We start from the raw sequence: 25,145 nt of genomic DNA on the forward strand, positions 1-25,145 counted from the left end.
GGTCAAGAGCCTATCGGCCCGCACTGACATCCTCGTCCGGTACTTCGAACGCGGTCGGCTCGTCCAGGAGCAGCCGCTCCAGCGCGGCCCGGTCCGGGAGATCGGGCCGTACGACCTCGCCGCTGCGCACGTACAGGAAAGCGGCCCCGACGGCCTCCGGGGGCACGCCCTGCTGCTCGGCCCAGGCCAGGCGGTAGACGGCGAGCTGGAGGGGGTCGGCGGTGGGGGCGCGGTGGGTCTTCCAGTCGACGATCTCGTACGTCGCCTCGTCGCCGTCGCCTTCCTTGTAGACGGCGTCGATCCGGCCCCGTACGACGCGTCCGGCGATGGCGAGGTGGAAGGGGGCCTCGACCCGGTAGGGCGTGCGGTGTGCGTACGCGGTGTGCTCGAAGGCGTCCTTGAGGTTCTCCAGATCGCGTTCGTCGTCGATCTCGGCGTCGCTGCCGGGCAGTTCCTCGGGCTCCAGCATCGGAAGCTGCAGTTCCTCGAAGCGGGACTCGACCCAGGCGTGGAAGCGGGTGCCCCGGCGGGCGGCGGGCCGCGGCGGGCGTGGCATGGGGCGGGCCAGCTCCTGCGCAAGGGCGTCCGGGTCGGCGGCCAGGAGCATCAGCTGGGTAGCGGTCAGCGACGGAGGCAGGGGTACGTCGGTGACGCTCTCCCGCGCGCGGAGCAGTTCCCCGGTGAGCGCGTCGAGGTCGCGGTCCCAGGAGGCGACGGCGCGGGCCTCCTCGGGGGTGAGATCCGCTTCGGCGGGGTGTCTGCGGGCGTGGGGCACGGTGGGCGGGCGCTCGTGGTCGTGCCCGGTGTGTGGCAAGCGCGCGTGGGACGGCGTCTTTGCGGGCGGTTCCGGGCGGTCCGTGGTCCAGGCGTCCCAGTCGTCGTCGGGCGGGCCGTCGTCGAACGCCTCGTCGTCCTCGTAGGGAATCTCGTCGTCCGGCGGCGGGGGCCAGTCCGGGTCCTCGTACGTATCCGGGTCCGGCACGGTCGCTGGGTGGCCGTCCTCGTGGGAGGCGAGGGTCTCCAGGTGGGCGAGGACCGTCTCGGCGGCGGCCCTGCGGTGGCGGAACGCGGTGTCGTCCAGCGGGAGGGGCCAGAGCTGGTCGGCGGTCGTCGCGTGCAGGGCGGGATTCTCCTCGCCCTCCTCCGGTTCGTCCGCCCAGGCCTCGATCTCGCCGTGTCCGGCCGCGCAGTGGTCGTACAGGGCCTGGAGGAAGTCGGAGGGGCCGCGGGGCTTCTTCTGGGAAGGGCCCCACCAGTGGCCGGAGCCGAGCAGGAGGGAGCGGGGGCGGGTGAAGGTGACGTAGCCGAGGCGGAGTTCCTCGGTGTGCTGATGGTCCTTCATCGCCTCGTGGAAAGCCTTCATGCCCCGGGCGTCCCAGCCCTCGATGTCGGGCAGCGTGTCGGTGTCGCCGCGCAGCTCGTGCGGCAGGACCTTGGCCTGGGAGGTCCATTTCTCGCGGCCCCGGTCGCTGGGAAAGGTGCCGGTGACCAGACCGGGGACGGCCACGACGTCCCACTCCAGGCCCTTGGACTTGTGGGCGGTGAGCACCTTGACGGTGTTCTCGCCGCCGGGCAGGGCGTTGTCGAGGCCCTTCTCGTACTGCGCCGCCGTACGCAGGAAGCCGAGGAAGGCGAGCAGGCTCGCCTCGCTCTCGTGGGCGGCGAACGAGGCGGCGACGTCGAGGAAGTTGGAGAGGGTCTCGCGGCGGCGGGCGGCCAGCGCGTGCGGGGACGCCGACAGCTCCACCTCCAGGCCGGTGACGGCGAGCACGCGGTGCAGTACGTCCATCAGCGGGTCGGCGAGCGATCGGCGCAGGTCGCGCAGTTCGGCGGCGAGCCGGGCGAAGCGCACGCGCGCGTCCGGCGAGAAAGGCAGCCCGTCGTCGTCTCCCTCGCCTCGCAGGGATGTCTCCAGGAAGGTGTCGAGGGCGTCCGCGAGCGATATCACCTCGGAGGGGTCGACCCCCTCGACGGCTTCGGCGAGCCGACGGTCCGGGTCGTCGGTGTCGCCCACGCGCGCGTGGGACACGAGAAACCGCGCCCGGCGGCCCAGGAGGGCGAGGTCGCGCGGGCCGATGCGCCAGCGCGGGCCGGTCAGCAGCCGGACCAGGGAGGCGTTGGCCCCGGGGTCCTGGAGGACCTCGCAGACGGACACCAGGTCGGCGACCTCGGGCAGGTGCAGCAGCCCGGAGAGCCCGACGACCTCGACGGGGACGGCCCGGGCGACGAGCGCGCCCTGGATCTCGGCGAAGTCGGTGGCGGTGCGGCACAGGACGGCGATCTCGCCGGGCGCCTTGCCGGTGCGGACGAGGTGGGCGATGGAGTCGGCGAGCCAGTCGATCTCCTCGGCGTGGGTACGCAGCAGCGCGCAGCGCACCTGGCCGTCGCGCTCGGCGCCGGGTGCGGGGCGGAGGGCCGCCACGCCCGCGTGCATGGCGCGCAGGGGCTCGGCGAGGCCGTTGGCGAGGTCGAGGAGGCGGCCTCCGCTGCGGCGGTTCTCACTGAGCGACTGGCGGGCCGCCGAGCCGCCGTCGGCGTGGGCGAAGTGCTCGGGGAAGTCGTCGAGGTTGGCGACGGAGGCGCCGCGCCAGCCGTAGATGGCCTGGCAGGGGTCGCCGACCGCGGTCACCGGGTGGCCGGTGCCGCCGCCGAACAGGCCTGCCAGGAGGACGCGTTGGGCCACCGAGGTGTCCTGGTACTCGTCGAGGAGGACCACCCGGAACTCCTCGCGCAGGACGCGGCCCACTTCGGGGATCCGAGCGAGCGTCGCGGAGTGGGCGATCTGGTCGCCGAAGTCGAGGAGGTCGCGCTCGCGCTTGGCGGCCCGGTAGCGGGTCACCAGCTCGGTGAGTTCACGGCGGGCGGCGGCCGTCTCGGGGACCTTGCGCAGGTCCGCGTTGGTGAGTTTGGCGCCCTCCAGGGCACGCAGCAGCTCGGCGTCGTACGCGCGCAGTTCCTCGGGGCGGACGAGGTGTTCGGCGAGTTCGGCGTCGAGGGTCAGGAGGTCGCTGACGAGGTCCGGGAAGGAGCGGGTGAGTGCGGGGTACGGGCCGGGGGCCTCGCGCAGTACGCGCGCGGCGAGCTGGAAGCGGGTGGCGTCGGCGAGCAGGCGGGCCGTGGGTTCGAGGCCGATGCGCAGGCCGTGGTCGGTCAGGAGGCGGCCGGCGAAGGCGTGGTAGGTCGAGATGACCGGTTCGCCGGGCGGGTTGTCGGGGTCGATGACGTCCGGGTCGGTGACGCCCGCCTTGACGAGCGCCTTGCGGACGCGTTCGGCGAGTTCACCGGCGGCCTTGTTGGTGAAGGTGAGGCCGAGCACCTGTTCGGGGGCGACCTGGCCGGTGCCGACGAGCCACACCACGCGTGCCGCCATCACCGTCGTCTTGCCCGATCCGGCTCCGGCCACGATCACCTGCGGGGCGGGCGGCGCGATGATGCAGGCCGTCTGCTCCGGGGTGAACGGGATGCCGAGGAGCTGCTTGAGCTGCTCGGGGTCGCTGATACTGGCTGGCACGTCAGAGAGGCTAGCGGCGGCCACTGACAGTCGGTGTCCGGTTTGCCGTCAGGGGTGGCGGAAACACAGGTCGGCACGGGTGGTGCCGTACATCACTCCTGTTCGCGCGTCACCCTCGTACGGGCCCGGTCGGTGTCACTCGACGACGTGCCGGCCTTCCGGGCGGGCGCTGCACGATGCCCGGAAGGAGCAGTGCGCGCAGTGCTGGCCGGCGGTCGGGGTGAAGCGTTCGTCGAGTACCTTGCCGGCGGCGGTGGCCAGCAGGTCGCCGATCCACTCCCCCTCCGCCCCTGAGTCCGTCCCGCCCTCAAGGGGGGCCTGGGCCTGCACCTTGGGGAGTGTCTCGCCGCCGTCCCGTTTGGCGGCGCCCTGGCGCAGCTGGACGAGTTCGGCGCCGCCCGGTTCGGGGCGCACGCCGTCGAAGGCGTCGTCGACGGCTCCTTCGCGGACGGCGAGCTGGTAGACGGCGAGCTGGGGGTGGCGGGCCACCTCGGCGGCGGTGGGCGCCTGTTTGCCGGTCTTGAAGTCGACGACGTAGGCGCGGCCCTCGCCGTCGGTCTCGACGCGGTCCATGGAACCGCGGATGCGCACTTCGTAGTCGCCCGCCCCGAGGGTCACGTCGAAGTCGTGCTCGCTGGCCACGGGGGTGCGGCCGGTGCGAGCGGAGTCGATGTGCCACGTCAGGAAGCGTTCGAGCGCCACGCGCGCGTGCTCCTTCTCCTGCGCCGACTTCCATGGCGCGTCGAAGGCGAGCGCGTTCCACACGGAGTCGAGGCGTTCCATGAGGACGTCGAGGTCTGCGGGGGTGTGTCCGGAGGCGACCTCGTCGGCGAGGACGTGCACCACGTTGCCGAAGCCCTGGGCTGCGGTCGCGGGGGCGTCGGCCTTCACCTCGCGGCCCAGGAACCACTGCAGGGCGCAGGTGTTGGCGAGTTGGTCGAGGGCGCTGCCGGAGAGCACGACGGGCTGGTCGCGGTCGCGCAGCGGGACCTTGCTCTCGGTCGGCTCGTACATGCCCCACCAGCGGTGGGGGTGGGCGGACGGCACGAGTGGGCGGCTGTCCTCGTCGGTGAGCGCGGCGAGTCGGGCGAGGCGGCGGGCGGCGGCCTCTCTGAGGGCGTCGGAGACGCGCGGATCGACCGTGGTGGCTCGCAGTTCGGCGACGAGGGCGGCGACGGAGAGGGGGCGGCGCGGGCGGCCCGTCACGTCCTTGGCTTCGACGCCGAGTTCGGTGAGGAAGCGGGAGGGCTGGTCGCCGTCGTCGGCGGGAGCCTTCACCGCGGTGACGACCAGGCGTTCACGCGCGCGTGTGGCGGCCACGTAGAACAGCCGCCGTTCCTCGGCGAGCAGTGCTCCCGGGGTGAGCGGTTCGGCGAGGCCGTCGCGGCCGATGCGGTCGGCCTCCAGGAGGGAGCCCCGGCGGCGCAGGTCGGGCCAGAGTCCCTCCTGGACGCCGGCGACGACCACGAGGCGCCATTGGAGGCCCTTGGAGCGGTGGGCGGTCATCAGGCGCACGGCGTCGGGGCGTACGGCACGGCGGGTGAGGGTGTCGGCGGCGATGTCCTCGGCGTCGATCTCCTCCAGGAAGTTGAGGGCGCCCCGGCCTCCGGTGCGCTCCTCCGCGCGCGCGGAGGTCGCGAAGAGCGCGCACACGGCGTCGAGGTCCCGGTCGGCGTTGCGTCCGGCCGCGCCGCCGCGCCGGGCGGCCCGCTCCAGCCGTCCCGGCCAGGGCGTGCCGTTCCACAGGTCCCAGAGGGCCTCCTCGGCCGTACCGCCGCCCGCGAGGCGCTCACGTGCCTTCCTGAGCAGCGCGCCGAGGCGCTGAGCACCACGGGCGTACGTCGGGTCGTGGGCGACGAGGCGTTCCGGTTCGGCGAGCGCGCGGGCGAGGAGTTCGTCCGAGGGCGGCGGTACGGGGTTGCCCGCGGCCCGTTCCTCCTCGCGCAGGGCGCGGCCGAGGCGGCGCAGATCGGCGGCGTCCATGCCGGCGAGGGGGGAGGTGAGCAGGGTCAGGGCGGTCTCGGTGCCGAGCCAGGCGGTGCCTCCCGGCACGGCGGCGTCGGCGTCCTCCCCCGCGGTCTCCCCCGCCCCTTCGGCGCCCGTCTCCTCGTCCGCGCCGGACGCCTCCGCCGTCGCGACGGCCCGGAGCGCCGTCAGGAGCGGCGCCACCGCCGGTTCGTGGCGCAGGGGCAGGTCGTCGCCGTCGATGTCCAGGGGCACCCCGGCGGCCGTGAGAGCGCGCCGGACCGTGGGGATCGTACGGCCGCCGGCCCGCACCAGGACGGCCATCTCGCCCCAGGGGACACCGTCCTCCAGGTGTGCGCGGCGGAGGATGTCGGCGATGTTGTCCAGTTCCGTACCGGCCGTCGGGTACGTGCAGACCTCGACGCGGCCTCCGTCGCGGACCGGCGAGAGCCCTCGGTGGGCGCGGACCTTCTCGGCCGGGAGGCGGGTCAGGGGCATGCGCTGGGTGAGGAGACGGGTGGCGGTCAGCGGGACGGCGGCGGAGCGGCGGGACGTCCTGAGGACCTCGACCGGCGCGGGGCGGCCGTCCGCGCGTGGGAAGGCATCCGGGAAGTCCAGGATGCCGTTGACGTCCGCGCCGCGGAACGCGTAGATCGACTGGTCGGGGTCGCCGAGGGCGACGAGGGTCCGGCCGCCCCCGGCGAGCGCGTGCAGCAGCCGCACCTGGGCCGGGTCGGTGTCCTGGTACTCGTCGACGTAGACGGCGTCGTAGCGGGCGGCGAGCTGTCCGGCGGTGTCGGGACGGTCGGCGAGGAGCACCGCGCGGTGCACGAGTTCCGCGTAGTCGAGCACCCCTTGCATGTCGAGCACGTCGAGGTACTCGGCGAGGAAGGCGGCGGCGGCGCGCCAGTCGGGGCGGCCGATGCGCCGGGCGAAGGCGTCCAGGGCGTCCGGTCCGAGGCCCAGTTCGCGGCTGCGGGCGAGGACCGCGCGGACCTCGTCGGCGAAGCCGCGGGTGGTGAGGCAGGCACGCAGTTCGTCCGGCCAGCGCACATGGGCGAGGCCGAGCCGCTCCAGGTCGGGCTGGCCGGCGAGCAGTCCGCGTACGGCCACGTCCTGTTCGGGGCCGGAGAGCAGCCGCAGGGGCTCCACGAACAGGTCGCTGTCCTGGTGGGCGCGGACCAGGGCGTAGCAGAAGGAGTGGAAGGTGGTCGCGCGGGGAGCGCGGGCGGCGCCGATGCGCAGCGCCATCCGGTCGCGCAGTTCGACGGCCGCCTTGCGGCTGAACGTCAGCACGAGGATCCGCTCGGGGTCCCCGCCCCGGGCGATGCGGGCCGCCACGGACTCGACGAGGGTGGTGGTCTTTCCGGTTCCGGGACCAGCGAGGACGAGGAGTGGTCCTCGCGCATGGTCAACCACCGCGCGCTGCGCGGCGTCCAGACGAGGGGGGTCCTGCCGCGTGGGCGGGGTGCGCACCAGTCGGTAAGCGCCACGGTCCCCCTGTCGCACCTGGGGGTGCGACAGGCGCCTGGTGGAGGAAGAGGAGCTCACGTGGTTCGCCGGTCCTGGTGGGTGTGCTGGTTGGCCGGCCGTCGTGCGTGGAGGACGGTGGCCGGGAGGTGAGGGGGACAGGTGCAGCCGACGCTACGCCGACGGGCGGTTCGGAAGCAGGACTTCCGCTTGTTCCCTCCCGCCCCGAGCGCCACCCCGGCCCCTCGCCCCACGAACGTACGCCATGGCACGGACGTGCCCGGTTTACCCCGTACGGGCCACAGGTTCCCCTGACGCCCGCCGGATGGCGGAAGCTGTCAGGTGTGACCCTCCGCCCGCTCGCCGCCGTCCCACCGCGCGCGTCTCATGTCGAGGCGTGGCAGATGCCCCTCGGTGGCCCTGCTCGCCTCCTTCAGGGGCGTGCCCTCCGCGCGGTAGTGATCGAGGGCCTCCAGTTCGTGGCCCGGGAGCAGGACGCCGTCCGCGCGGACGACCCGCCACCACGGAACGGCTCCTCCGTAGAGGGCCATCACTCGCCCGACCTGGCGCGGTCCGCCCTCCTCCAGCCACTCGGCCACATCGCCGTACGTCATGACACGCCCGGGCGGGATCTGTTCCGTGGCCTCCAGGACCCGCTCGGCGTACTCCGGCAGGGCGTCCGCCGGAAGGCTCTCGTTGCTCATCCGGCCCATCCTGCCCCACCCCACCGACAATGTGACGAGGCGGCGACCGTGGGTATTCCTCGCCCCGGAGCGGCGCTTGCGGCAGACTGTGCGCCCCCGCATTGCAGCACCCTGATGCCCCTGTGTGTCAGTGGGGCATGCCACCATCGTGCGGGCGGTGACCGGTGATACGAGACCAAGAAGAGACCATGAAGCAGCAGGGCGTGCACCCCGAAGACGCGGAGGGCACCTCTGAGGTCTCGTCGCGCCCCGGTGCCGACGGCACCGGTCACGAACCCGCGCAAACACCGGCCGACCCCGCCGCCGACTGCGCCGACGACGACCCCCACGCCGAAGAGGTCGAGGGCGACGAACCGCTGCTCCCCGCGCGCGTGCACCGCCCCTCCGACCTCATGCGGCTCCTGGCGGGCGTCTTCGCGGTCGTCGTGCTGCTCGCGATCGCCGCGTTCGCGCACGGCACGACCTCGGGGCTCGAACAGGACATCAACAAGGGCACCGGCCAGGCACCCGACCTGCTGATCAAGATCGCGGGTCTGGCGTCGAGCATCGCGATCCTCCTGGTGCCGGTCGCCTTCGCGATCGAGCGGCTGATCAAGCGGGACGGGCTGCGGATCGCCGACGGTGTCCTCGCCGCCGTCCTCGCGCACGGGGTGACCCTCGCCACCGACCTGTGGGTCGCCAAGGCCGCCCCGGACTCGATCCAGGAGGCGCTGACCCAGCCCTCCCCCGGCGACATCCACGCCCTCACCGACCCGGTGCACGGCTATCTCGCGCCGGTCATCGCGTACATGACGGCCGTCGGCATGTCCCGCCGGCCGCGCTGGCGTGCCGTCCTGTGGGTGGTGCTGCTGCTCGACGCCTTCTCGATGCTGGTCACCGGCTACACGACACCGTTCTCGATCATCCTGACGGTGCTGATCGGCTGGTCGGTGGCGTACGGGACGCTGTACGCGGTCGGCTCGCCGAACGTGCGTCCCACCGGGCGCAACCTGATGGCGGGCCTGCGGCACGTCGGTTTCCACCCCGTGAGCGCGGCCCGCGAGGAGGTGCCGGAGGCCACGGACAGCGGCGACCGGGGCCGGCGCTACTTCGTCACCCTGGAGGACGGCCCCCCGCTGGACGTCACCGTGGTCGACCGAGAACAGCAGGCGCAGGGCTTCTTCTACCGCATGTGGCGCAACATCACGCTGCGCGGCCTGGCCACCCGCAGCAGCCTCCAGTCGCTGCGCCAGGCCCTGGAGCAGGAGGCTCTCCTCGCGTACGCGGCGATCGCCGCCGGGGCCAACGCGCCCAAGCTGATCGCGACCTCGGAACTCGGCCCCGACGCCGTGATGCTCGTCTACGAGCACACCGGAGGCCGCACGCTCGACTCGCTCGACGACGAGGACATCACCGACGAGCTGCTGCGCAACACCTGGCATCAGGTCAAGGCGCTGCAGTCGCGGCGCATCGCGCATCGCAGACTCGTCGCCGACGCGATCCTGGTGGATCGTTCCGGCAAGGTGATCCTCACGGACCTCCGGGTGGGCGAGATCGCGGCCGGCGACCTGCTGCTGCGCATGGACATCGCCCAGTTGGTGTCGACCCTGGGCCTGCGCGTGGGCGCCGAACGCGCGGTGGCGTCGGCGGTCGGGGTACTCGGCCCGGACGCGGTGGCGGACTGCCTCCCGATGCTCCAGCCCATCGCGCTGTCCCGCTCCACGCGCGCGACGCTGCGCAAACTCGCCCGCGAGCGTGCCCAGCGTCAGCGCGAGGCGGTCCTGGAGGCGTCCCAGCAGGCCAAGCAGGCCCGCCTGGAGGCGGCCCACGCCGACACCGGGCCCGTCGTCGTACTGGAGAAGCCCGGCAAGAAGGCCGTTCGGGCCGAGCAGCGGGCTGAGAAGCGGGCCCTCGACGAGGCCCTGGACGGGGCCCGCGAGGAGGATCTGCTCACCCAGATCCGCCACCAGGTGCTGCTGATCAGACCGCAGGCACCGGTCGAACCGGCCCGCCTGGAGCGGGTGAGACCGCGCACGCTGATCAGTTTCATCGCCGGCGCGTTCGGCGCGTACTTCCTGTTGTCCCAGCTCACCCATATCGAGTTCGGCACCCTGTTCGACGAAGCCGAGTGGGGCTGGGTCATCGCGGCCGTGCTGTTCTCGGCGCTGAGTTACTTCGCCGCGGCGATGAGTCTGCTCGGCTTCGTGCCGGAGCGGGTGCCGTTCATGCGGACCGTGGCCGCGCAGGTCGCCGGGTCCTTCGTGAAGATCGTGGCGCCCGCGGCGGTGGGCGGCGTGGCCCTGAACACGCGTTTCCTGCAACGCGCGGGGGTGCGGCCGGGGCTCGCGGTGGCCAGTGTCGGCGCGTCACAGCTGTTCGGGCTCGGCTGCCACATCCTGATGCTGCTGTCGTTCGGCTATCTGACCGGTACCGAGAAGACGCCGTCGCTGTCGCCGTCCCGGACGGTCATCGCGGGCCTGCTGACCGTCGCGGTGCTCGTCCTCGTGGTGACCTCGGTGCCGTTCCTGCGGAAATTCGTCGTCACGCGCGTGCGGTCGCTGTTCGCCGGTGTCGTACCGCGCATGCTCGACGTCCTCCAGCGGCCCCAGAAGCTGGTCACGGGCATCGGCGGCATGCTGCTGCTGACCGCGTGCTTCGTGATGTGCCTGGACGCGTCGATCCGCGCGTTCGGCGACGAGACGACCTCGCTCAGCCTCGCCAGCGTCGCCGTCGTCTTCCTCGCCGGCAACGCGCTGGGGTCCGCTGCGCCGACCCCCGGCGGTGTGGGCGCGGTCGAGGCGACCCTGACGGTCGGCCTGATCGCCGTCGGCCTCCCCAAGGAGGTCGCCGCCCCGGCCGTACTGCTCTACCGGCTGCTGACCCTGTGGATTCCGGTGCTGCCGGGCTGGCTGTTCTTCAACCATCTGACGCGGAAGGGCTCCCTCTAGGGAGTGCGGTCTCGGGCGGGGTCCGCTCAGAGGCGTGCGCGGTACCTCGTACGGCTCGCGCCCCGAGCGCCCCGCCGGGTACGACCGCAGGATGGGGGCATGCCCAACCCCTTCCGGCCGCGTGCCGCTGCCCTGACGGTCACCGCCCTGCTGCTGTCGTCCCTGGTGGCGGGGTGCAGCGACGACTCCGGCTCCACGGACGAGGATCTGTCGGCCCAGAAGCTGAGTTGGAAGGACTGTCCCGCGCCGTCCGAGTCGGAGGGCGGCGGCGAGGCACCGTCCCCGCTGCCGGGCGGCGACGACTGGCAGTGCGCCACCATGAAGGCACCGCTGGACTGGGCCGAGCCAGAGGGCGACACGATCGGGCTCGCGCTGATCCGGGCGGAGGCGAGCGGCGCCGCGAGCAGGCGCATCGGGTCCCTGATCTTCAACTTCGGCGGTCCGGGCGGCTCGGGAGTCACCACGCTCCCCGCGTTCGGCAAGGACTACGCGACCCTGCGCACGCGCTACGACCTGGTGAGCTTCGACCCGCGCGGGGTCGGCCGCAGCGCCGGTGTGCGCTGCGAGGACAACGAACAGCTCGACGTCTACTTCCAGCAGGACGCGACCCCCGACAACGCCACCGAGCGCTCCGAACTGCTGGACAACACCCGGAAGTTCAACGCGGCCTGCGAGAAGCACTCCAAGAAGGTGCTCCCGCATGTGCGCACCACCGACGCGGCCCGCGACATGGACCTGATGCGCCAGGTCCTAGGCGACGACAGGCTGTACTACTTCGGTATCTCGTACGGCACCGAACTCGGCGGTGTCTACGCACACCTGTTCCCCAAGAAGGTGGGCCGGGCCGTCTTCGACGCGGTCGTCGACCCGACCCAGACCCCCGAACAGGGCTCGCTCGGGCAGGCCAAGGGCTTCCAGCTCGCGCTCGACAACTTCGCCGCGGACTGCACGTCGAAGACCGAGGACTGCCCGGTCGGCGACACCGCACAGGACGTCGAGGACCGGATCGCCAAGCTCCTCAAGGACCTCGACGCCAAGCCGATCCCGGGCATCTTCCCCCGCGAACTGACCCAGAGCGCGGCGGCGAACGGCATCGCGCAAGCCCTCTACTCCCAGGAGTTCTGGCCCTACCTCACCGAAGGTCTTGAACAGGCGTACGACGGTGACGGCACGGTCCTGATGCTGCTGTCCGACTCGATGAACGGGCGCAACCGGAACGGCGAGTACAGCAACATCACCGCGGCGAACATCTCCATCAACTGCTCCGACGAGAAGCCGCGCTACACCGTCGCGGACGTCGAGGCGAGGCTGCCCGAGTTCCGCGCCGCCTCGCCCCTGTTCGGCGACTTCATGACCTGGTCCATGCTCAGCTGCACCGACTGGGCCGTGCCGGGCGCCGCCGACCACCCCGACGTCGGCGCGACCGGATCGGCGCCGATCCTCGTCGTCGGCAACACGGGCGACCCGGCCACGCCGTACGAGGGCGCGCGGAAAATGGTGGGAGCGCTGGGTGAGGGCGTGGGGGTCGAGCTGACGTACAAGGGGCAGGGGCACGGCGCGTACGACAGCGGGAACCGTTGCGTGCTCACGGCGGTGAACGGCTATCTGCTGAACGGGAAAGTACCGGCGGCCGGGACCGTCTGCTCCTAGAAAGCCGCAGGTCAGAAGGTTATCCACAGGCTGAAACGGCCTCGGCGTGATCCGCCTACTATGGCCGGACCGCCATCCGCTGACCGAGCGGAGGGCTCGTAGGGGGGAAGTGCGCATGTCTCGTTTCGTACGGTGGACGGCCGCGACCGCCGCCGCGTTGCTGGTGGCCGGCTGTAGCGGCGGCTCGACCGACAGCGGTGACGACGAGGGGGCCGGCAGCGGCGCCACGTCCTCGTCGTCCGCATCCGCGTCCTCGTCCCGGGCCTCGCCCGGGCTGCCCACCTCGCTGACCTCGCAGAAGCTCGACTGGGGCCGCTGCGAGGGTACGTCGGACTCCCCGACGCCGGGCAGCGACTGGCAGTGCGCGACGCTCAAGGTGCCGTTGGACTACGCGAAGCCGGACGGCGAGACCATCGGCCTGGCCCTCATCCGCGCCAAGTCCACCGGGGGCAACCGCATCGGGTCCCTCCTGTTCAACTTCGGCGGACCGGGCCAGTCGGGCATCTCCGTGATGCCCTCGTACGCCGGCACGGTCTCCGCACTCCGCGAGCGGTACGACCTGGTGAGCTGGGACCCGCGCGGGGTCGGGGCCAGCGAGGGTGTGCGCTGCCGCAGCGACAAGGAGATCCAGGCCGCCGAGTCGGTGGACCCGTCGCCGGACGACGCGGCCGAGGAGAGGGCGTACCTCCAGGACGCCGCCGACTTCGGCAAGGGCTGCGAGAAGGCCGCCGGAAGCCTCATCGCGCATGTCTCGACGACCGACTCCGCCCGCGACATGGACCTGATGCGCCAGGTCCTCGGCGACACGAAGACGCACTACTTCGGCATCTCGTACGGCACCGAACTCGGCGGTGTGTACGCCCACTTGTTCCCGAAGAACGTGGGGCGTCTGATCCTCGACGCCGTCGTGGACCCGAGCGCCGACATGGTGGGACACGCGAAGAACCAGGCCAGAGGCTTCCAGCGCGCCCTCGACGACTATCTGGAGTCGACCGGCCAGGACCCGGACGAGGGATCGCGGAAGATCGCGGCCCTGCTGAAGCGGATCGACGCCGAGCCGCTGCCCACCTCCTCCGGGCGGAAGCTGACACAGGGGCTGGCGCTCACCGGCATCGTCGTCCCGCTGTACAGCGCGCAGAGCTGGCCGGCCCTGACCGGCGCCCTGGACGCGGCCGAACAGGGCGACGGCACGGACCTGCTGGCGCTCTCCGACAGCTACAACGACCGCGACGCGTCGGGCCACTACGGCACGACGACACATGCGCAACGGGTCATATCGTGCTTGGACGACAAGCAGCGGCCGACCGCTGCGCAGACCAGGAAGCAGCTGCCCGAATTCCGGAAGATCTCGCCCGTGTTCGGGGAGTTCATGGGCTGGGACACGGCCGGCTGGTGCCACGACTGGCCGGTGGCCGGTCAGTACGACACACCGGAGGTCAGCGCGCCCGGCGCGGCACCCGTCCTGGTGGTCGGCAACACCGGGGACCCGGCGACGCCGTACGAGGGCACGCGCAAGATGGCGGACGAGTTGGGCAAGGGCGTCGGCGTCATGCTGACCTGGAAGGGCGAGGGGCATGGTGCGTACGGCAGTGGGAGCGACTGTGTCGACTCCACAGTGAACGCGTATCTGCTGGACGGGACTGTGCCACGGGACGGCAAGGTCTGTTCATGACGGCGGCGGGGGCCCCGGGCACCTGTGGTGCGCGAGACCCCCGCCGGCCGGACACAACGAACGGAGTGGTGAACCGCGGGTCAGTAGACCGGCTTGTGCGGCTCGATCTGGTTGACCCAGCCGATCACACCGCCGCCGACGTGGACCGCGTCCGCGAAGCCGGCGGACTTCAGGACCGCGAGGACCTCCGCACTGCGGACACCCGTCTTGCAGTGCAGGACGATCTTCTTGTCCTGCGGGAGGGTCGCCAGGGCGGTGCCCATGAGGAACTCGTTCTTCGGGATCAGCTTGGCGCCGGGGATCGAGACGATCTCGTACTCGTTGATCTCGCGGACGTCGATGATCTCGATGTTCTCGCCGTCGTCGATCCACTCCTTGAGCTGCTTGGGAGTGATCGTCGAGCCGGCCGCCGCCTCCTGGGCCTCCTCGGACACGACACCGCAGAAGGCCTCGTAGTCGATGAGTTCGGTGACGGTCGGGTTCTCGCCGCAGACCGCGCAGTCGGGGTCCTTGCGGACCTTGACCTGGCGGTACTGCATCTCCAGGGCGTCGTAGATCATCAGACGGCCGACGAGCGGCTCGCCGATGCCCGCGAGGAGCTTGATGGCCTCGTTGACCTGGATGGAGCCGATGGACGCGCACAGCACGCCCAGGACGCCGCCCTCGGCGCAGGAGGGAACCATGCCCGGCGGCGGGGGCTCCGGGTAGAGGCAGCGGTAGCACGGGCCGTGCTCGGACCAGAAGACGGAGGCCTGGCCGTCGAAGCGGTAGATCGAACCCCACACGTACGGCTTGTTCAGCAGCACGCACGCGTCGTTGACCAGGTAGCGGGTCGCGAAGTTGTCCGTGCCGTCGACGATCAGGTCGTACTGACCGAAGATCTCCATCACGTTCTCGGCTTCGAGCCGCTCTTCGTGAAGGACCACGTTGACGTACGGGTTGATGCCCAGCACCGAGTCGCGGGCGGACTGGGCCTTGGAGCGGCCGATGTCCGCCTGGCTGTGGATGATCTGGCGCTGCAGGTTCGACTCGTCGACCTCGTCGAACTCCACGATGCCGAGCGTGCCCACGCCCGCCGCGGCCAGGTACATCAGCGCCGGCGAGCCCAGGCCGCCGGCGCCCACACAGAGCACCTTGGCGTTCTTCAGCCGCTTCTGCCCGTCCATCCCCACATCGGGGATGATCAGGTGGCGGGAGTACCTGCGGACCTCGTCTACGGTGAGCTCGCCAGCGGGCTCGACCAGGGGTGGCAGCGACACGGGGACTCCGTTGGTCGGTCAATCACTACAGTTGTTCTCCCCGTAACACTGCCACGCCCTTCTTCATTCCGAGACACCCGTTCCGAGGCGCGAGACGATGTCGTCCCAGTAGCCGGGCATCGTCTCCCAGGGATCGGTGCGGCCACCGCGGTCCGTACGGTCGGTGAAGTAGATCGTGGCGGCGCCCTGCCAGCGGGCGACGCGCAGCGCCTCGTCGAGATGACCGTGCGGCAGTCCGTGCACGAAGTGGCAGAAGCGCTCGGGCGGATGCTCGGCGGTCCACTCGGCCACCTGCGACCAGCGGTAGTCGCTCCAGTGGCCGGAGAACGTGACGAGCTGGTCGGCGTGCTCCACGTAGTCCGGGTGCGGGTGGGTGCCGTGGCCCAGGACGATGTGCGTGTCGTCGTCCGCCGCGCGGAGCGTGTCGATCGTGCGGCGGATCTCCGGGAGCGTGGTGCGGTCGGTCGGGCAGCGGTCCAGGAGGAAGCCGTCGGCCTTGTACCAGTCGCGGTATCGCTGCGCCTCGGCGGCCAGTTCACCGTGCGTACGGGCCCCGTGGGCCGTGTCGAGGTGGCCGAGGACACGGACGCCCGCGTTGCGCAGCCGGCCGACGGCCTCCAGACAGTGCGGGTCGGGGCGGCTGCCCGGGCCGTCGGCGACATTGAGGACGACCCAGTGCAAGGGCGTGCCCGGGCGGGTGAGTTCGCCCCACTCGGCCGGGGCGAGGAGGGGGTGCGCGAAGCCCGGGATGCCGAAGCCGGTGCGGACACCGGTGCTCGCGGTGCCCGCCCTGGCGCTGGTCAGATGCGGCATGCCGCCTCCATCCAGATGTCGGCGAGCGACTCCTCCAGGTTGATCCGGGGCCGCCAGCCGAGCCGGTCGCGGGCGGTGCGTACGTCGGCCTGCTGCCAGCTGCCGCAGCCGTCCGGATACGGGTACGCGGCCGGGGGCGCGTGGTCCGGGTCGGGGCGGGGGTGGCCGATGGACGCCCTCAAGGGGCCGGGCGGGCCGTCGAGTTCGTGCAGCGCGCCGCCGTATCCGGCCACGCGGGCGAGGACGGAGGCGGCGTCGCGCAGACGCACGGCGCGGCCGGAGCCGATGTTGATGACGCCCTGCGCGGCCGAGAGCGAGGCGGCGTGGACGGCCCGCGCCACGTCCCGTACGTCGATGAAGTCGCGCTGCGCGCCCAGGCCGCCGAGCTTCAGCTCGCCGTCGCCGGACTGCATCGCGCGCCGCATCGCCTCAGCGAGGCGGCCGAGCGGGGAGCCGGCGGGCGTGCCGGGGCCGGCCGGTGAGAAGACGCGCAGGACGACGGCGTCGAGGCCGGAGCCGAGGACCAGTTCGGTCGCGGCGAGCTTGCTGACGCCGTACGGGCCGCCGGGGCGGGGCACCGCGTCCTCCGCCGTGGAGGAACCGGGCTGGCTGGGACCGTACTCGGCGCCGCAGCCGAGCTGGACCAGACGGGCGCCGCAGCCGCTGCGCCGCAGGGCCTCGCAGACGGTGGCGACGGCGACGGTGTTGTGGCGGGTGAGTTCGCGGGCACCGCCGCGGGTGGCGCCCGCGCAGTTGACGACGACTCCGGGGTGGACGGCGTCGAGGAAGCGGGTGAGTGCGCCGGGGCTGCCGGACGCGAGGTCGAAACGGACGTCGGCGTCGTCGCCGCGGCCGAGGGCGGTGAGCTGCACGGCCGGGTCGGCGAGCAGTCGGTCGGCGACGAAGCGGCCGAGATAGCCGTTGGCTCCGATCAGCAGAACCCTCATCGGACGGCTCCCTCGGCGGAATCTCCGGCTCCGGGTCGGGAGGTGATCATCGGTTTGCTCCTTCGGGGGTTGCGAGTGCGTTCGTGATGGGGGTGCCGGGCGATGCGGAATCGGTCGCCTGCCGTGGTCGTGGTCCGGGCGTCATCCGGGCTCTCCCGGGATCGCGTGCGCCGACGCCCTGGTCAGCGTGCGGGTCGCGTGGAGCAGGAGGACCAGGGCGGCCCCTGCGCAGGTCGCCGCCGGGATGCCTGCCGCACCCCAGGCGGCCACGACCACGTCCACCGGGACGGCCAGGAAGGCGCAGCCGGGGAGGTGGGACGCGAAGGCGGTGGCCAGGGCCGCTGCCTCCGTCGCGGCTGCCGCGCCGAGGAGTACCGCGGGGGCGTGGGTGAAGCCGTGGGCCGTGAGGAGGCGGGCCAGGAGAAGCAGGGCGCCCAGGGTGACGGTCGTGGTGTAGGCCGCCGGTTCGTGCAGGACCGTTCCGGAGACGGCCACGAGCGCCGCCAACGTGCAGAGGAACAGGGCGAACACGCCCAGGAGGAGGGGTTTCACGGCTGCCGTGAAGTCCGCCAGGCCGCGGCTGGCGGCCAGTTTGCGACGGGCTCCGCCCGCGAAGAGATGGGCGCACCAGGCCGCCGGCGCGCAGGCCGCGGTGAGGGCCAGCACAGGGGCAGTGGCCAGGTCACCGGCGGCGGCCGGGATTCCGTCGAGGCCGCCCGTGAGCGCCGCGGTGAGCAGGTCGTCGCCCAGGAGGGCGTACGCGAGGAGCCAGTAGGTCCACGCGCGCGTGGAGGCCGGGGTGTGGCTCGCGTAGGTGCCGGGGGGCGCCGGATGGGACCTGGGGCTCAGTGGCCCCCGGCCGAGTGCCGCGCGTACGGCCAGCGCCACGGCCAGGGCGCCCAGTGTCGCCACGGCCAGCCGGACGCGCCCCTCGGTGAGGTGCAGGCCCGTCACCGTCGCCGCGCACAGGGCGCCCGGCAGCAGCGAGAGCAGGACCCAGTCGGCCCGTACGCCGGGTGCGTTCGGCGGGGTGGGCTGCGGTGCCGTTTCTGCGTCCCGGGAGACCCTGGCGTACATCTCCTCGGCCAGGGAGAACACGTCCCGGTGGCGGAAGCGGGCGGCCGTGCGGTCCGTGACGCCGTGGGCCTCCAGGCCGGCGGCGATCTCCAGGGGGTCCACCGCGCGCTCACACAGCTCACGGTGTCGGTGCATGAGCGCCTTCACGGGGTCAGCGGTGCCTCGGCGCGCGGTACGGGTGGCGGGTGTGGTCGTCCGGGCCTGCGTCCGTGTGTCCTGCGCGTTCGCCTGCGTGTCCGGGGCGTTGGTCTCCGCGGTGCTCATGAGCCATTCCTCCGAGCTCTCGTCCCAGGCTCCGGGGCTGTTCGGTGTCCCAGGGCGGTCCAGTTCTCCCAGCTCGCTCATCGCGCGCCCTCCCCGGCCGGTACGGGGGTCGCCTGTACCGGTGCGGAAGCGCGTCCTGTCGCCCAGCTGGGCCCGCCCCGGGCCACCACGCCTATGCCGCCCTGCGTCCAGCGGCCGGGGACGTGGGCCTCCGCGGGGACGGCGAACGGGAGCGGTTCTCCGGTGCCGTCGAGGACCACCCTGTTGACGGGACTGCGCGAGACGACCTCCAGGTAAATGCCGTGAAATGCCGCGATGTTCTGCTCGACGGTGAACAGTTCGAGGGCACGGGCGCGGGCGGCGGCGCCCAGCCGCTCCCGTCGCGCCGGGTCCTGCAGCAGCGCCACGCACGCCTCGGCGAGCGCCCGCGGATTGCGCGGCGGCACCACGAGCCCCGTACCGCCGATGATCTCGACCACCGCGCCCACGTCCGTCGACACGGTCGCCCGGGCGCAGAACATGGCCTCGACGAGGCTGATCGGGAAGCCCTCGACCACGCTGGACAGGACAACGACCGCGCCGGACGCGTACGCCTCCGCGAGCGTCAGTGCCTCCGGGCCGCCGATCTCCTCGAAGGACACCGGGTTGTCGCCGACGGCGTGCATGCCCTCGGCCTCGTCGGGGAAGAGCTGCGCTGCCAGCGCCCGGCAGTGGCCGAGATACGCCTCGCTCTCGGCTCCCGTGGCCGCGCCGATGATGCGCAGGCGGGTCTTCGGTTCCTCCTTGCGGACCTCCGCGAAGGCGTGCAGGAGGGAGATCAGGTCCTTGGCGGGCTCGATACGGCCGACCCAGATCAGCGTGTCGGGGTCCGCGGTCTCCGGCGACTCGCCCACCTCCGCGAAGTGGGACGCGTCCATGCCGGGGTACACGGTGCGCAGCTTCTCCCGGTCGGCCCCGCATCTCTCCTGCCAGCGGCGGGTGTGCGTGTTGCCGGGGGTGACGAGCGCGGCCTTCCGGTAGATCTCCGAGGCCAGCCTGCCGTGGAAGGCCGCGAGCAGGGACCGTACGGCAGGGGCGCTGTCGTCGGCGCCCGAGGCCAGATAGTGCGCCCGCAGCGGGACCCCGTACTCGGTGACCAGCAGGGGTACGTCGGAGAAGTGGTGGGCGAGCAGTCCGGGGAGCGCCGCCGGGCCGCCGGCCGCGGCATGGCACAGGTCGACCGAGCCGAGGCCGTCGTCCTCGTACCAGTCGAGCGAGAGGGGGCGCAGGGCGCGTTCCAGGTGCGCGGCGACGGTGAGCAGATCCGGGACGCGCGCCTCGCGCGCCGCTCCCAGGGCGCCGGGCGCACGACAGGCGCGCTCCAGGGCGCGTACGGCGACTTCGGAGCGGAGCGCTCCCACCAGCCCGCCCTCGTCGCGGGCGAGTTCGGCGAGCCCGTACAGCGCGTTGCCGAAACGGTCCGCCTCAGTGGTGGACGCGTCCGGTCCGTCCGGCGCGTTTCCCGCGTCGGGCCCGGCACACAGCGCTGCCGCCAACTCGCCGTAGCACTCGGCGAACCGGCGGCGCGTGCGGCGGCCGTATCCCACCCCGTCGTCCTCGGCCGTCCAGAGCGGAGCGGTCCGGACCCGGCCGACCTGCGGCGGCAGCTCGATCCAGCCCTCGTCCTCCTGCCGCTCACTGCGGCTGAGCGCGTATATGTCGAACTCGTGCCCTCCGAGCCCGCGCACGAGCCGGTCGCACCAGAGTCTGGCGTCACCGCTCACATACGGATAGCCACCCTCCGTCAGCAGTCCGATGCGCACGAGCACACCCCCGATCTCCCGTATGGGGAGCCGCCGTTGACCCGGCGGCTCGCAGCGGGACGAACGTATGCGGACATGGCGGTGGTGCGACGGACGGTTGTCCGTCGCACCACCAAAAGGGGTGAACGGTCGTAACTTTCCCGTACGGTTCGCGTTCGGTCGCGCTAAGAGATCACTCCGGCACACATGGTCACGAACAGATGTACGGTCAGGCCGGGGTCAACTCCCGTCGGGCGGTGCGGCGCCGGGCCGCGACCTCCGGGTCCAGAGCGGGTACGGCGGCCAGCAGCTGCCGGGTGTACGGGTCCCGCGGACTGTCGTACACCTCGTCGGCGGGGCCCGACTCGACGATCCGTCCCCGGCGCATCACCGCGACGCGATCGCTGACCTGGCGTACGACGGCGAGGTCATGGGCGACGAACACCAGCGCGAGGCCGAGTTCGCGCTGCAACTCGCCGAGCAGGGCGACCACCTGGGCCTGCGTCGTGACGTCGAGCGCCGAGACCGGCTCGTCGCAGACGATGACGCGCGGCTCGGCGGCCAGCGCCCGCGCGATGCCCACACGTTGGCGCTGGCCGCCGCTGAACTCGTGCGGATAGCGGTCGAAGTGCGCCGGGTCGAGCCCGACACGCTCCAGCAGCTCCCCCACGCGCCCCCGGACACGCCCCTCGTCCCGCTCACCGCGCGCTCGCCACGGGTCGGCTATCGACTCGCCCACGCTGCGGCGGGGGTTGAGGGAGGAGACCGGGTCCTGGAAGACCATCTGCACGGCCGGGCCGGGCCCGGACCGCACGCGCCCCTCGTAGCGCACCTCGCCGGCCGTCGGCTCCAGCAGCCCGACCAGCATCCGCCCGAGCGTCGTCTTGCCGCTGCCGCTCTCGCCGACGATCCCGAGGGTCTCGCCCCGGCGCACGGCCAGCGACACGTCGTCCACGGCCGTGAACGCCCGCTTCCCACGCCCGAACTCGCGCCGCAGGCCCGTGGCCTCCAGTACGGCGGCGACCGGGCCGTGCTCGACGGCGCGCCCGGGCCGCATCACCAGCACGTCGTCGACGCTCTCCGCCGCCACGCCCACGTCGTGCGTGACGAGCAGCAGCCCCATGCCGGTCTCCTCGCGCAACGCGTGCAGCAGGTCGAGGATCTGGGCCTGGACGGTGACGTCCAGCGCGGTCGTCGGCTCGTCGGCGATCAGCAGGTCGGGCTCGCAGGCGAGCGCCATGGCGATCAGCGCGCGCTGACGCATCCCACCGCTGAACTCGTGCGGCCGGGACCGGGACCGCCGTACGGCGTCCGGAATCCCGACCCGGTCCAGTACGTCGACGGCACGCGCGCGTGCGGCCCGCCGGGACGCCTTCGTGTGCACCCGGTACACCTCGGCGATCTGGTCGCCCACCGCGTAGTACGGGTCCAGGGACGACAGCGGGTCCTGGAAGACCATCGCCGCCTTCGCCCCGCGCAGCCCCCGCAGTTCGGCCTCGGAGGCCCGCTGTACGTCGGTTCCGGCGACCCGGATCGTGCCGCCGACCTCCGCTCCCGTACCGCGGTGCAGCCCCAGCAGGGCGGACGCGACCGTGGACTTGCCCGAGCCGGACTCGCCGACCAGGCCCAGGGCGGCGCCCTTCGCGAGCCGGAACGACAGCCCGTCCACGGCCCTCAGGGAGCCGAAGGCGACCGTCAGGTCGTCGACCTCCACGAGAGCCGCTTCAGCCGCGTCCTGCGGGTTTTCCGCCTGAGCCTCAATTGAGGCCTTGTCCAGGCTCATACGAGCACCACCCGTCGATCGGCCACCGCGTACAGCACATCCGCGACGGCATTGGCGATGACCACGAAGAATCCGGTGACCAGGACCACCCCGACGACCACCGGCAGGTCGACGACCTTGACCGCCTCGACGAGTTCGTGTCCGAGTCCGGGCAGTCCGAAGAGCGTCTCGGTCAGCACCGCGCCGCCGAACATCGACCCGAAGTCGGTGGCGTTCAGGGCGATCAGCGGGGCCACCGCACCGCGCAGCGCGTGCCGCCCGATGATGGACCGCTCTCCGACGCCGTATGCGCGGAAGGTGCGTACGTGGTCCTCGGCGAGCGTCTCCAGCATCGACGCCCTGGTCAGACGGGCGTACTTGGCGGATTCGATGAGCGCGAGCGACAGCCAGGGCAGCAGCAGGTTCCAGGCCCACTGCTCGGGGTCGTCGGCGAAGGGCACGTACTGCGGGAAGGGCAGCAGCTCCAGCTGGCCGCAGACGACGATCATCAGGATCAGGCCGATCACGAAGACGGGCGTGGCCGTGCCGGCCAGCGTGAGGCCGGTCAGGATGCGCTCGGTGGGCCGGCCGCGCCGCCACGCCGAGAGCACGCCGGTGCCGACGCCTATGAGCAGCCACAGCACCATCGCGCCGAGCGCGAGCGAGCCGGTGACCGGCAGCTTCGCCAGGATCAGCTCGGTGACCTGCTGGTCGGTCTGGTACGACAGGCCGAGGCAGGGCGCCGAGCAGTGCTGGACGGACGTACCGGTCGAGTAGTCCTGGCCGGCGAAGATGCCCTCCAGGAAGTGCCAGTAGCGCAGGTACAGCGGGTCGTCGAGGCGCAGTTGCTCGGCGACCTGGTGCACCTGGGCGGGGGAACAGCGCGGGCCGCAGGTGATCTGGGCGACGTTGCCGGGGGCGACGTAGAAGACGACGTAGATGATCACCGAGATGGCGAAGGGGGTGACGATCGCGCCGACGACACGGCGTGCGACGAAGCCGCCGAAACCGGAGATGTTCACGCGCCGGCCCCCTTCTCTGACGTGCCCGTGACCTTCTCCGTCGCGGCCCCGGCCTTCTCCGTCGCGACCTTGGCCTCGCGCCTGCGCCCCGTCCCGATACGCAACCGCGAGGCCGCGCGCGGGTCGAGGGCCATGCGTACGCCGTCGCCGAGGACGGTGAGGGCGAGGACGGTCACGAAGAGGGCGCTCGCAGGCAGCAGCAGGTACTGCGGGGCCGCCTGGTACCAGACGTCGGCGGCTGTGATCATCTGCCCCCAGGAGGGCGTCGGCGGCTTCACACCGACCCCGAGGAAGGACAGCGCGGCCTCGACCGTGATGTTCGACGGGACGAGCAGCGCCGCGTACGTGATGACGGGCGCGGCGAGGCCGGGCAGCAGTTCGCGGCGGGCGATCCGCCAGGAACCCCAGCCACTGAGCCGGGCGGCGGCCACATAGTCCAGCTGCTTGAGGGTGAGCGTCTGGGCGCGCACGATCTTCGCGATGCCGCCCCAGGCGATCAGCCCGATGACCAGGGCGACGAGAACGGGCCGCGGGAAGCTGCTGGGCACGATCGCCAGCAGGGCCAGCGACATGATCATGAGCGGCAGGGCGATGATGACATCGGTGAGACGGCTCAACAGTTGATCAACCCATTGACCGCCCAGGGCGGAAGCAATGCCGACCACGACCCCGATCAACACCTGGACGAGGGTCGCCGCGAGCGCGACGCCCAGCGAGACCCGGGCCCCGTAGACGAGCCGGGCGAACAGATCACGCCCCGTCTGCGGTTCGACGCCGAGCCAGTGGTCGCCGCTGATGCCCCCGAAGGAGCCGATCGGGACGCCCCCGCGCGCGGAGTCGATGAGGTCGGGGTGGTAGGTGGTGGGGTCCTGGCCCTCGATGGCGGTGAACAGCGGCGCGGCGAGCGCGACCAGGACGAGCAGCGCGACGACGGCCGCCGCGACGAGGGCGGCGCGCTGCGCACGCAGCCGCCGCCAGAACTGATGGGCCCCCGAGGCCGCCGGGACGGGTGCGACACCCGTCCCGGCACCCTGGGAGGCGAGAAGAACCTCGCTCACGACGTTGCTACTTCACCGCGACCTGGGAGATGTCCAGGACACCCGTCCAGTCGCTGATCACGATGTTCTTGACGTCCTTGCCGTACAGCCGCTTGTAGACGGGGTGGAACAGCGGCACGGTCAGCGCCTGCTCACCGATCTTGCTGTCCAGTGCACCCCATCTCTTGGCGGCAGCGTCAAGATCGGTCAACTTGTTGATCGCGTCAATCTCGGCATTGACTGTCTTGTCATTGAGGAAGCCGGTGTTGAAGTTCGCACCGTCCTTGACGATCTGCCGACCGTCGAAGATCGGGGCCAGGAAGGGACCGCCGGAGGGCCAGTCGGCACCCCAGTGGGCGAGGAAGAACCCGGGCTCCTTGTTCGCGTCGTGGATCGTGTCGGAGTAGTCGTTCTCCTCCAGCCCCTGCAACTTGACCGTGATGCCGGCCTTCTTGAGCGCGTCCTGGACGGCGGTCGCGATCTCCGGGCTGGTCTCGAAGTCCTTGGCGTTGGAATGGGTGAGGGTGACGGTCAGCCCGTTCGGGTAACCGGCCTCCTTCAGCAGTTCCTTGGCCTTCGCCGCGTTCCCGGAGGCACCCGCCGGGAAGTGGTCGTACGGCGTGTACCCGAAGGACTTCTGGTTCGGCAGATAGGTGGTGGCGGCCTCGGCGAGCGACGATCCACCGGCCGCGTTGATGACGCTCGTAGGGTCGATGGCGTACGAGATCGCCTGGCGCACCTTGATGTTGTCGAACGGCTTGATCTTCGGGTTGAACGCTATGTAGTTGGTGTAGCCGAAGTGCCCGGTGCCGACGCGCGCGGCCAGTTCCTTGTCGCCGGTGACCTTGGCGAGTTCGGCCGGGCCGAGGTTGGTGTCCGTGGTGACGGACGCGGCGTCCGCCCCTTGGGACGCCGACAGCCGCTGGTTGATCACCGACGAGTCGAGCCCGGACCGTACGTCGATCTTGTCCGGGTACGCCTTGCGCCCCGCGTCCGTGGCGGCCGACCAGTAGGCGTTGCGCTCCAGGATCAGCCGCTCGCCGTCGCCCTCGTTGCTGACGACCTTGTACGGCCCCGACGAGATCGGGTGCTCCTCGTACTTCGTACCGGTGTCCCCAGAACGGGTGAACTTCCGCTGCGGACTGGGGGCTTGAGGAATCCGGTGAGTGCTACGGTGCGGGTCCCAGTGCATGAGCCCGCGAAGGCACAAGCCCGGCACCCGCCGGTGGACCCGGTTTCACCACGGGCAGCGATCGCACTCGGCGCGGGGTGCAGTCAGCCACC

The 25,145-nt window shown here is 71.9% G+C and carries 14 protein-coding genes and 1 pseudogene; 3 read left to right on the forward strand and 12 right to left on the reverse strand.

The annotated features are described in order from the left end of the window. Nucleotides 1–10 precede the first annotated feature (10 nt). The 3 genes from ACWDR4_RS40855 to ACWDR4_RS40865 all read right to left on the reverse strand — a co-directional run bounded on the left by ACWDR4_RS40855 (nucleotide 11) and on the right by ACWDR4_RS40865 (nucleotide 7,650). Entirely contained in the window at nucleotides 11–3,511 is a 3,501-nt protein-coding gene (locus ACWDR4_RS40855; protein ID WP_450416090.1) for an ATP-dependent DNA helicase, read from the reverse strand. 135 nt (nucleotides 3,512–3,646) lie between these two features. Continuing rightward, complete coding sequence (locus ACWDR4_RS40860; RefSeq protein ID WP_450416092.1) at nucleotides 3,647–7,027, reverse strand: ATP-dependent helicase; 3,381 nt, start codon at nucleotides 7,025–7,027, stop codon at nucleotides 3,647–3,649. Between the two features lie 257 nt (nucleotides 7,028–7,284). Beyond that, nucleotides 7,285–7,650, reverse strand: a complete 366-nt coding sequence (locus tag ACWDR4_RS40865) for an MGMT family protein (protein ID WP_450416093.1) — start codon at nucleotides 7,648–7,650, stop codon at nucleotides 7,285–7,287. A 188-nt stretch (nucleotides 7,651–7,838) separates the two neighbouring features. Between ACWDR4_RS40865 and ACWDR4_RS40870 the strand changes: the two genes are divergently transcribed. The 3 genes from ACWDR4_RS40870 (at nucleotide 7,839) to ACWDR4_RS40880 (ending at nucleotide 13,899) form a co-directional block, all read left to right on the forward strand. Continuing rightward, nucleotides 7,839–10,577: a lysylphosphatidylglycerol synthase transmembrane domain-containing protein gene (locus ACWDR4_RS40870; protein ID WP_450416095.1), complete on the forward strand. Its 2,739-nt coding sequence runs from the start codon at nucleotides 7,839–7,841 to the stop codon at nucleotides 10,575–10,577. 99 nt (nucleotides 10,578–10,676) lie between these two features. Beyond that, nucleotides 10,677–12,227 carry an alpha/beta hydrolase gene (locus ACWDR4_RS40875; protein WP_450416097.1) on the forward strand — a complete coding sequence of 517 codons (1,551 nt, stop codon included), beginning with the start codon at nucleotides 10,677–10,679 and terminating at the stop codon, nucleotides 12,225–12,227. Between the two features lie 115 nt (nucleotides 12,228–12,342). After that, nucleotides 12,343–13,899, forward strand: a complete 1,557-nt coding sequence (locus ACWDR4_RS40880) for an alpha/beta hydrolase (protein WP_450416099.1) — start codon at nucleotides 12,343–12,345, stop codon at nucleotides 13,897–13,899. A gap of 80 nt (nucleotides 13,900–13,979) precedes the next feature. Here ACWDR4_RS40880 and moeZ read toward each other — a convergent pair whose 3' ends face one another. The 9 genes and pseudogenes from moeZ to ACWDR4_RS40925 all read right to left on the reverse strand — a co-directional run. After that, nucleotides 13,980–15,158 (reverse strand): adenylyltransferase/sulfurtransferase MoeZ, encoded by a 1,179-nt coding sequence (gene moeZ / locus ACWDR4_RS40885; RefSeq protein ID WP_389348627.1) that lies wholly within the window; start codon nucleotides 15,156–15,158, stop codon nucleotides 13,980–13,982. Between the two features lie 63 nt (nucleotides 15,159–15,221). Further along, complete coding sequence (locus tag ACWDR4_RS40890; protein ID WP_450416101.1) at nucleotides 15,222–15,971, reverse strand: spherulation-specific family 4 protein; 750 nt, start codon at nucleotides 15,969–15,971, stop codon at nucleotides 15,222–15,224. After that, nucleotides 15,959–16,918, reverse strand: a complete 960-nt coding sequence (locus ACWDR4_RS40895; RefSeq protein WP_235474996.1) for an NAD-dependent epimerase/dehydratase family protein — start codon at nucleotides 16,916–16,918, stop codon at nucleotides 15,959–15,961. The genes ACWDR4_RS40890 and ACWDR4_RS40895 overlap by 13 nt, the downstream gene beginning before the upstream one ends. Nucleotides 16,919–17,059: 141 nt before the next feature. Continuing rightward, complete coding sequence (locus tag ACWDR4_RS40900) at nucleotides 17,060–18,340, reverse strand: hypothetical protein (protein WP_450416103.1); 1,281 nt, start codon at nucleotides 18,338–18,340, stop codon at nucleotides 17,060–17,062. Next, complete coding sequence (locus ACWDR4_RS40905) at nucleotides 18,337–20,061, reverse strand: DUF3492 domain-containing protein (protein WP_450416105.1); 1,725 nt, start codon at nucleotides 20,059–20,061, stop codon at nucleotides 18,337–18,339. Before ACWDR4_RS40905 ends, ACWDR4_RS40900 begins: the two co-directional genes overlap by 4 nt. Before the next feature lie 208 nt (nucleotides 20,062–20,269). Continuing rightward, entirely contained in the window at nucleotides 20,270–21,823 is a 1,554-nt protein-coding gene (locus ACWDR4_RS40910; protein ID WP_450416106.1) for a dipeptide ABC transporter ATP-binding protein, read from the reverse strand. Next, nucleotides 21,820–22,818 (reverse strand): ABC transporter permease, encoded by a 999-nt coding sequence (locus ACWDR4_RS40915; protein WP_450416118.1) that lies wholly within the window; start codon nucleotides 22,816–22,818, stop codon nucleotides 21,820–21,822. The genes ACWDR4_RS40910 and ACWDR4_RS40915 overlap by 4 nt, the downstream gene beginning before the upstream one ends. A 2-nt stretch (nucleotides 22,819–22,820) precedes the next feature. Then, nucleotides 22,821–23,882: an ABC transporter permease gene (locus tag ACWDR4_RS40920; protein WP_450416107.1), complete on the reverse strand. Its 1,062-nt coding sequence runs from the start codon at nucleotides 23,880–23,882 to the stop codon at nucleotides 22,821–22,823. Nucleotides 23,883–23,889: 7 nt separating this feature from the next. Continuing rightward, nucleotides 23,890–24,978, reverse strand: a pseudogene (locus ACWDR4_RS40925) (ABC transporter substrate-binding protein); the annotation flags it as partial. Nucleotides 24,979–25,145 lie beyond the last annotated feature (167 nt).

The sequence above is a fragment of the Streptomyces sp. NPDC000878 genome (genome assembly GCF_053599695.1).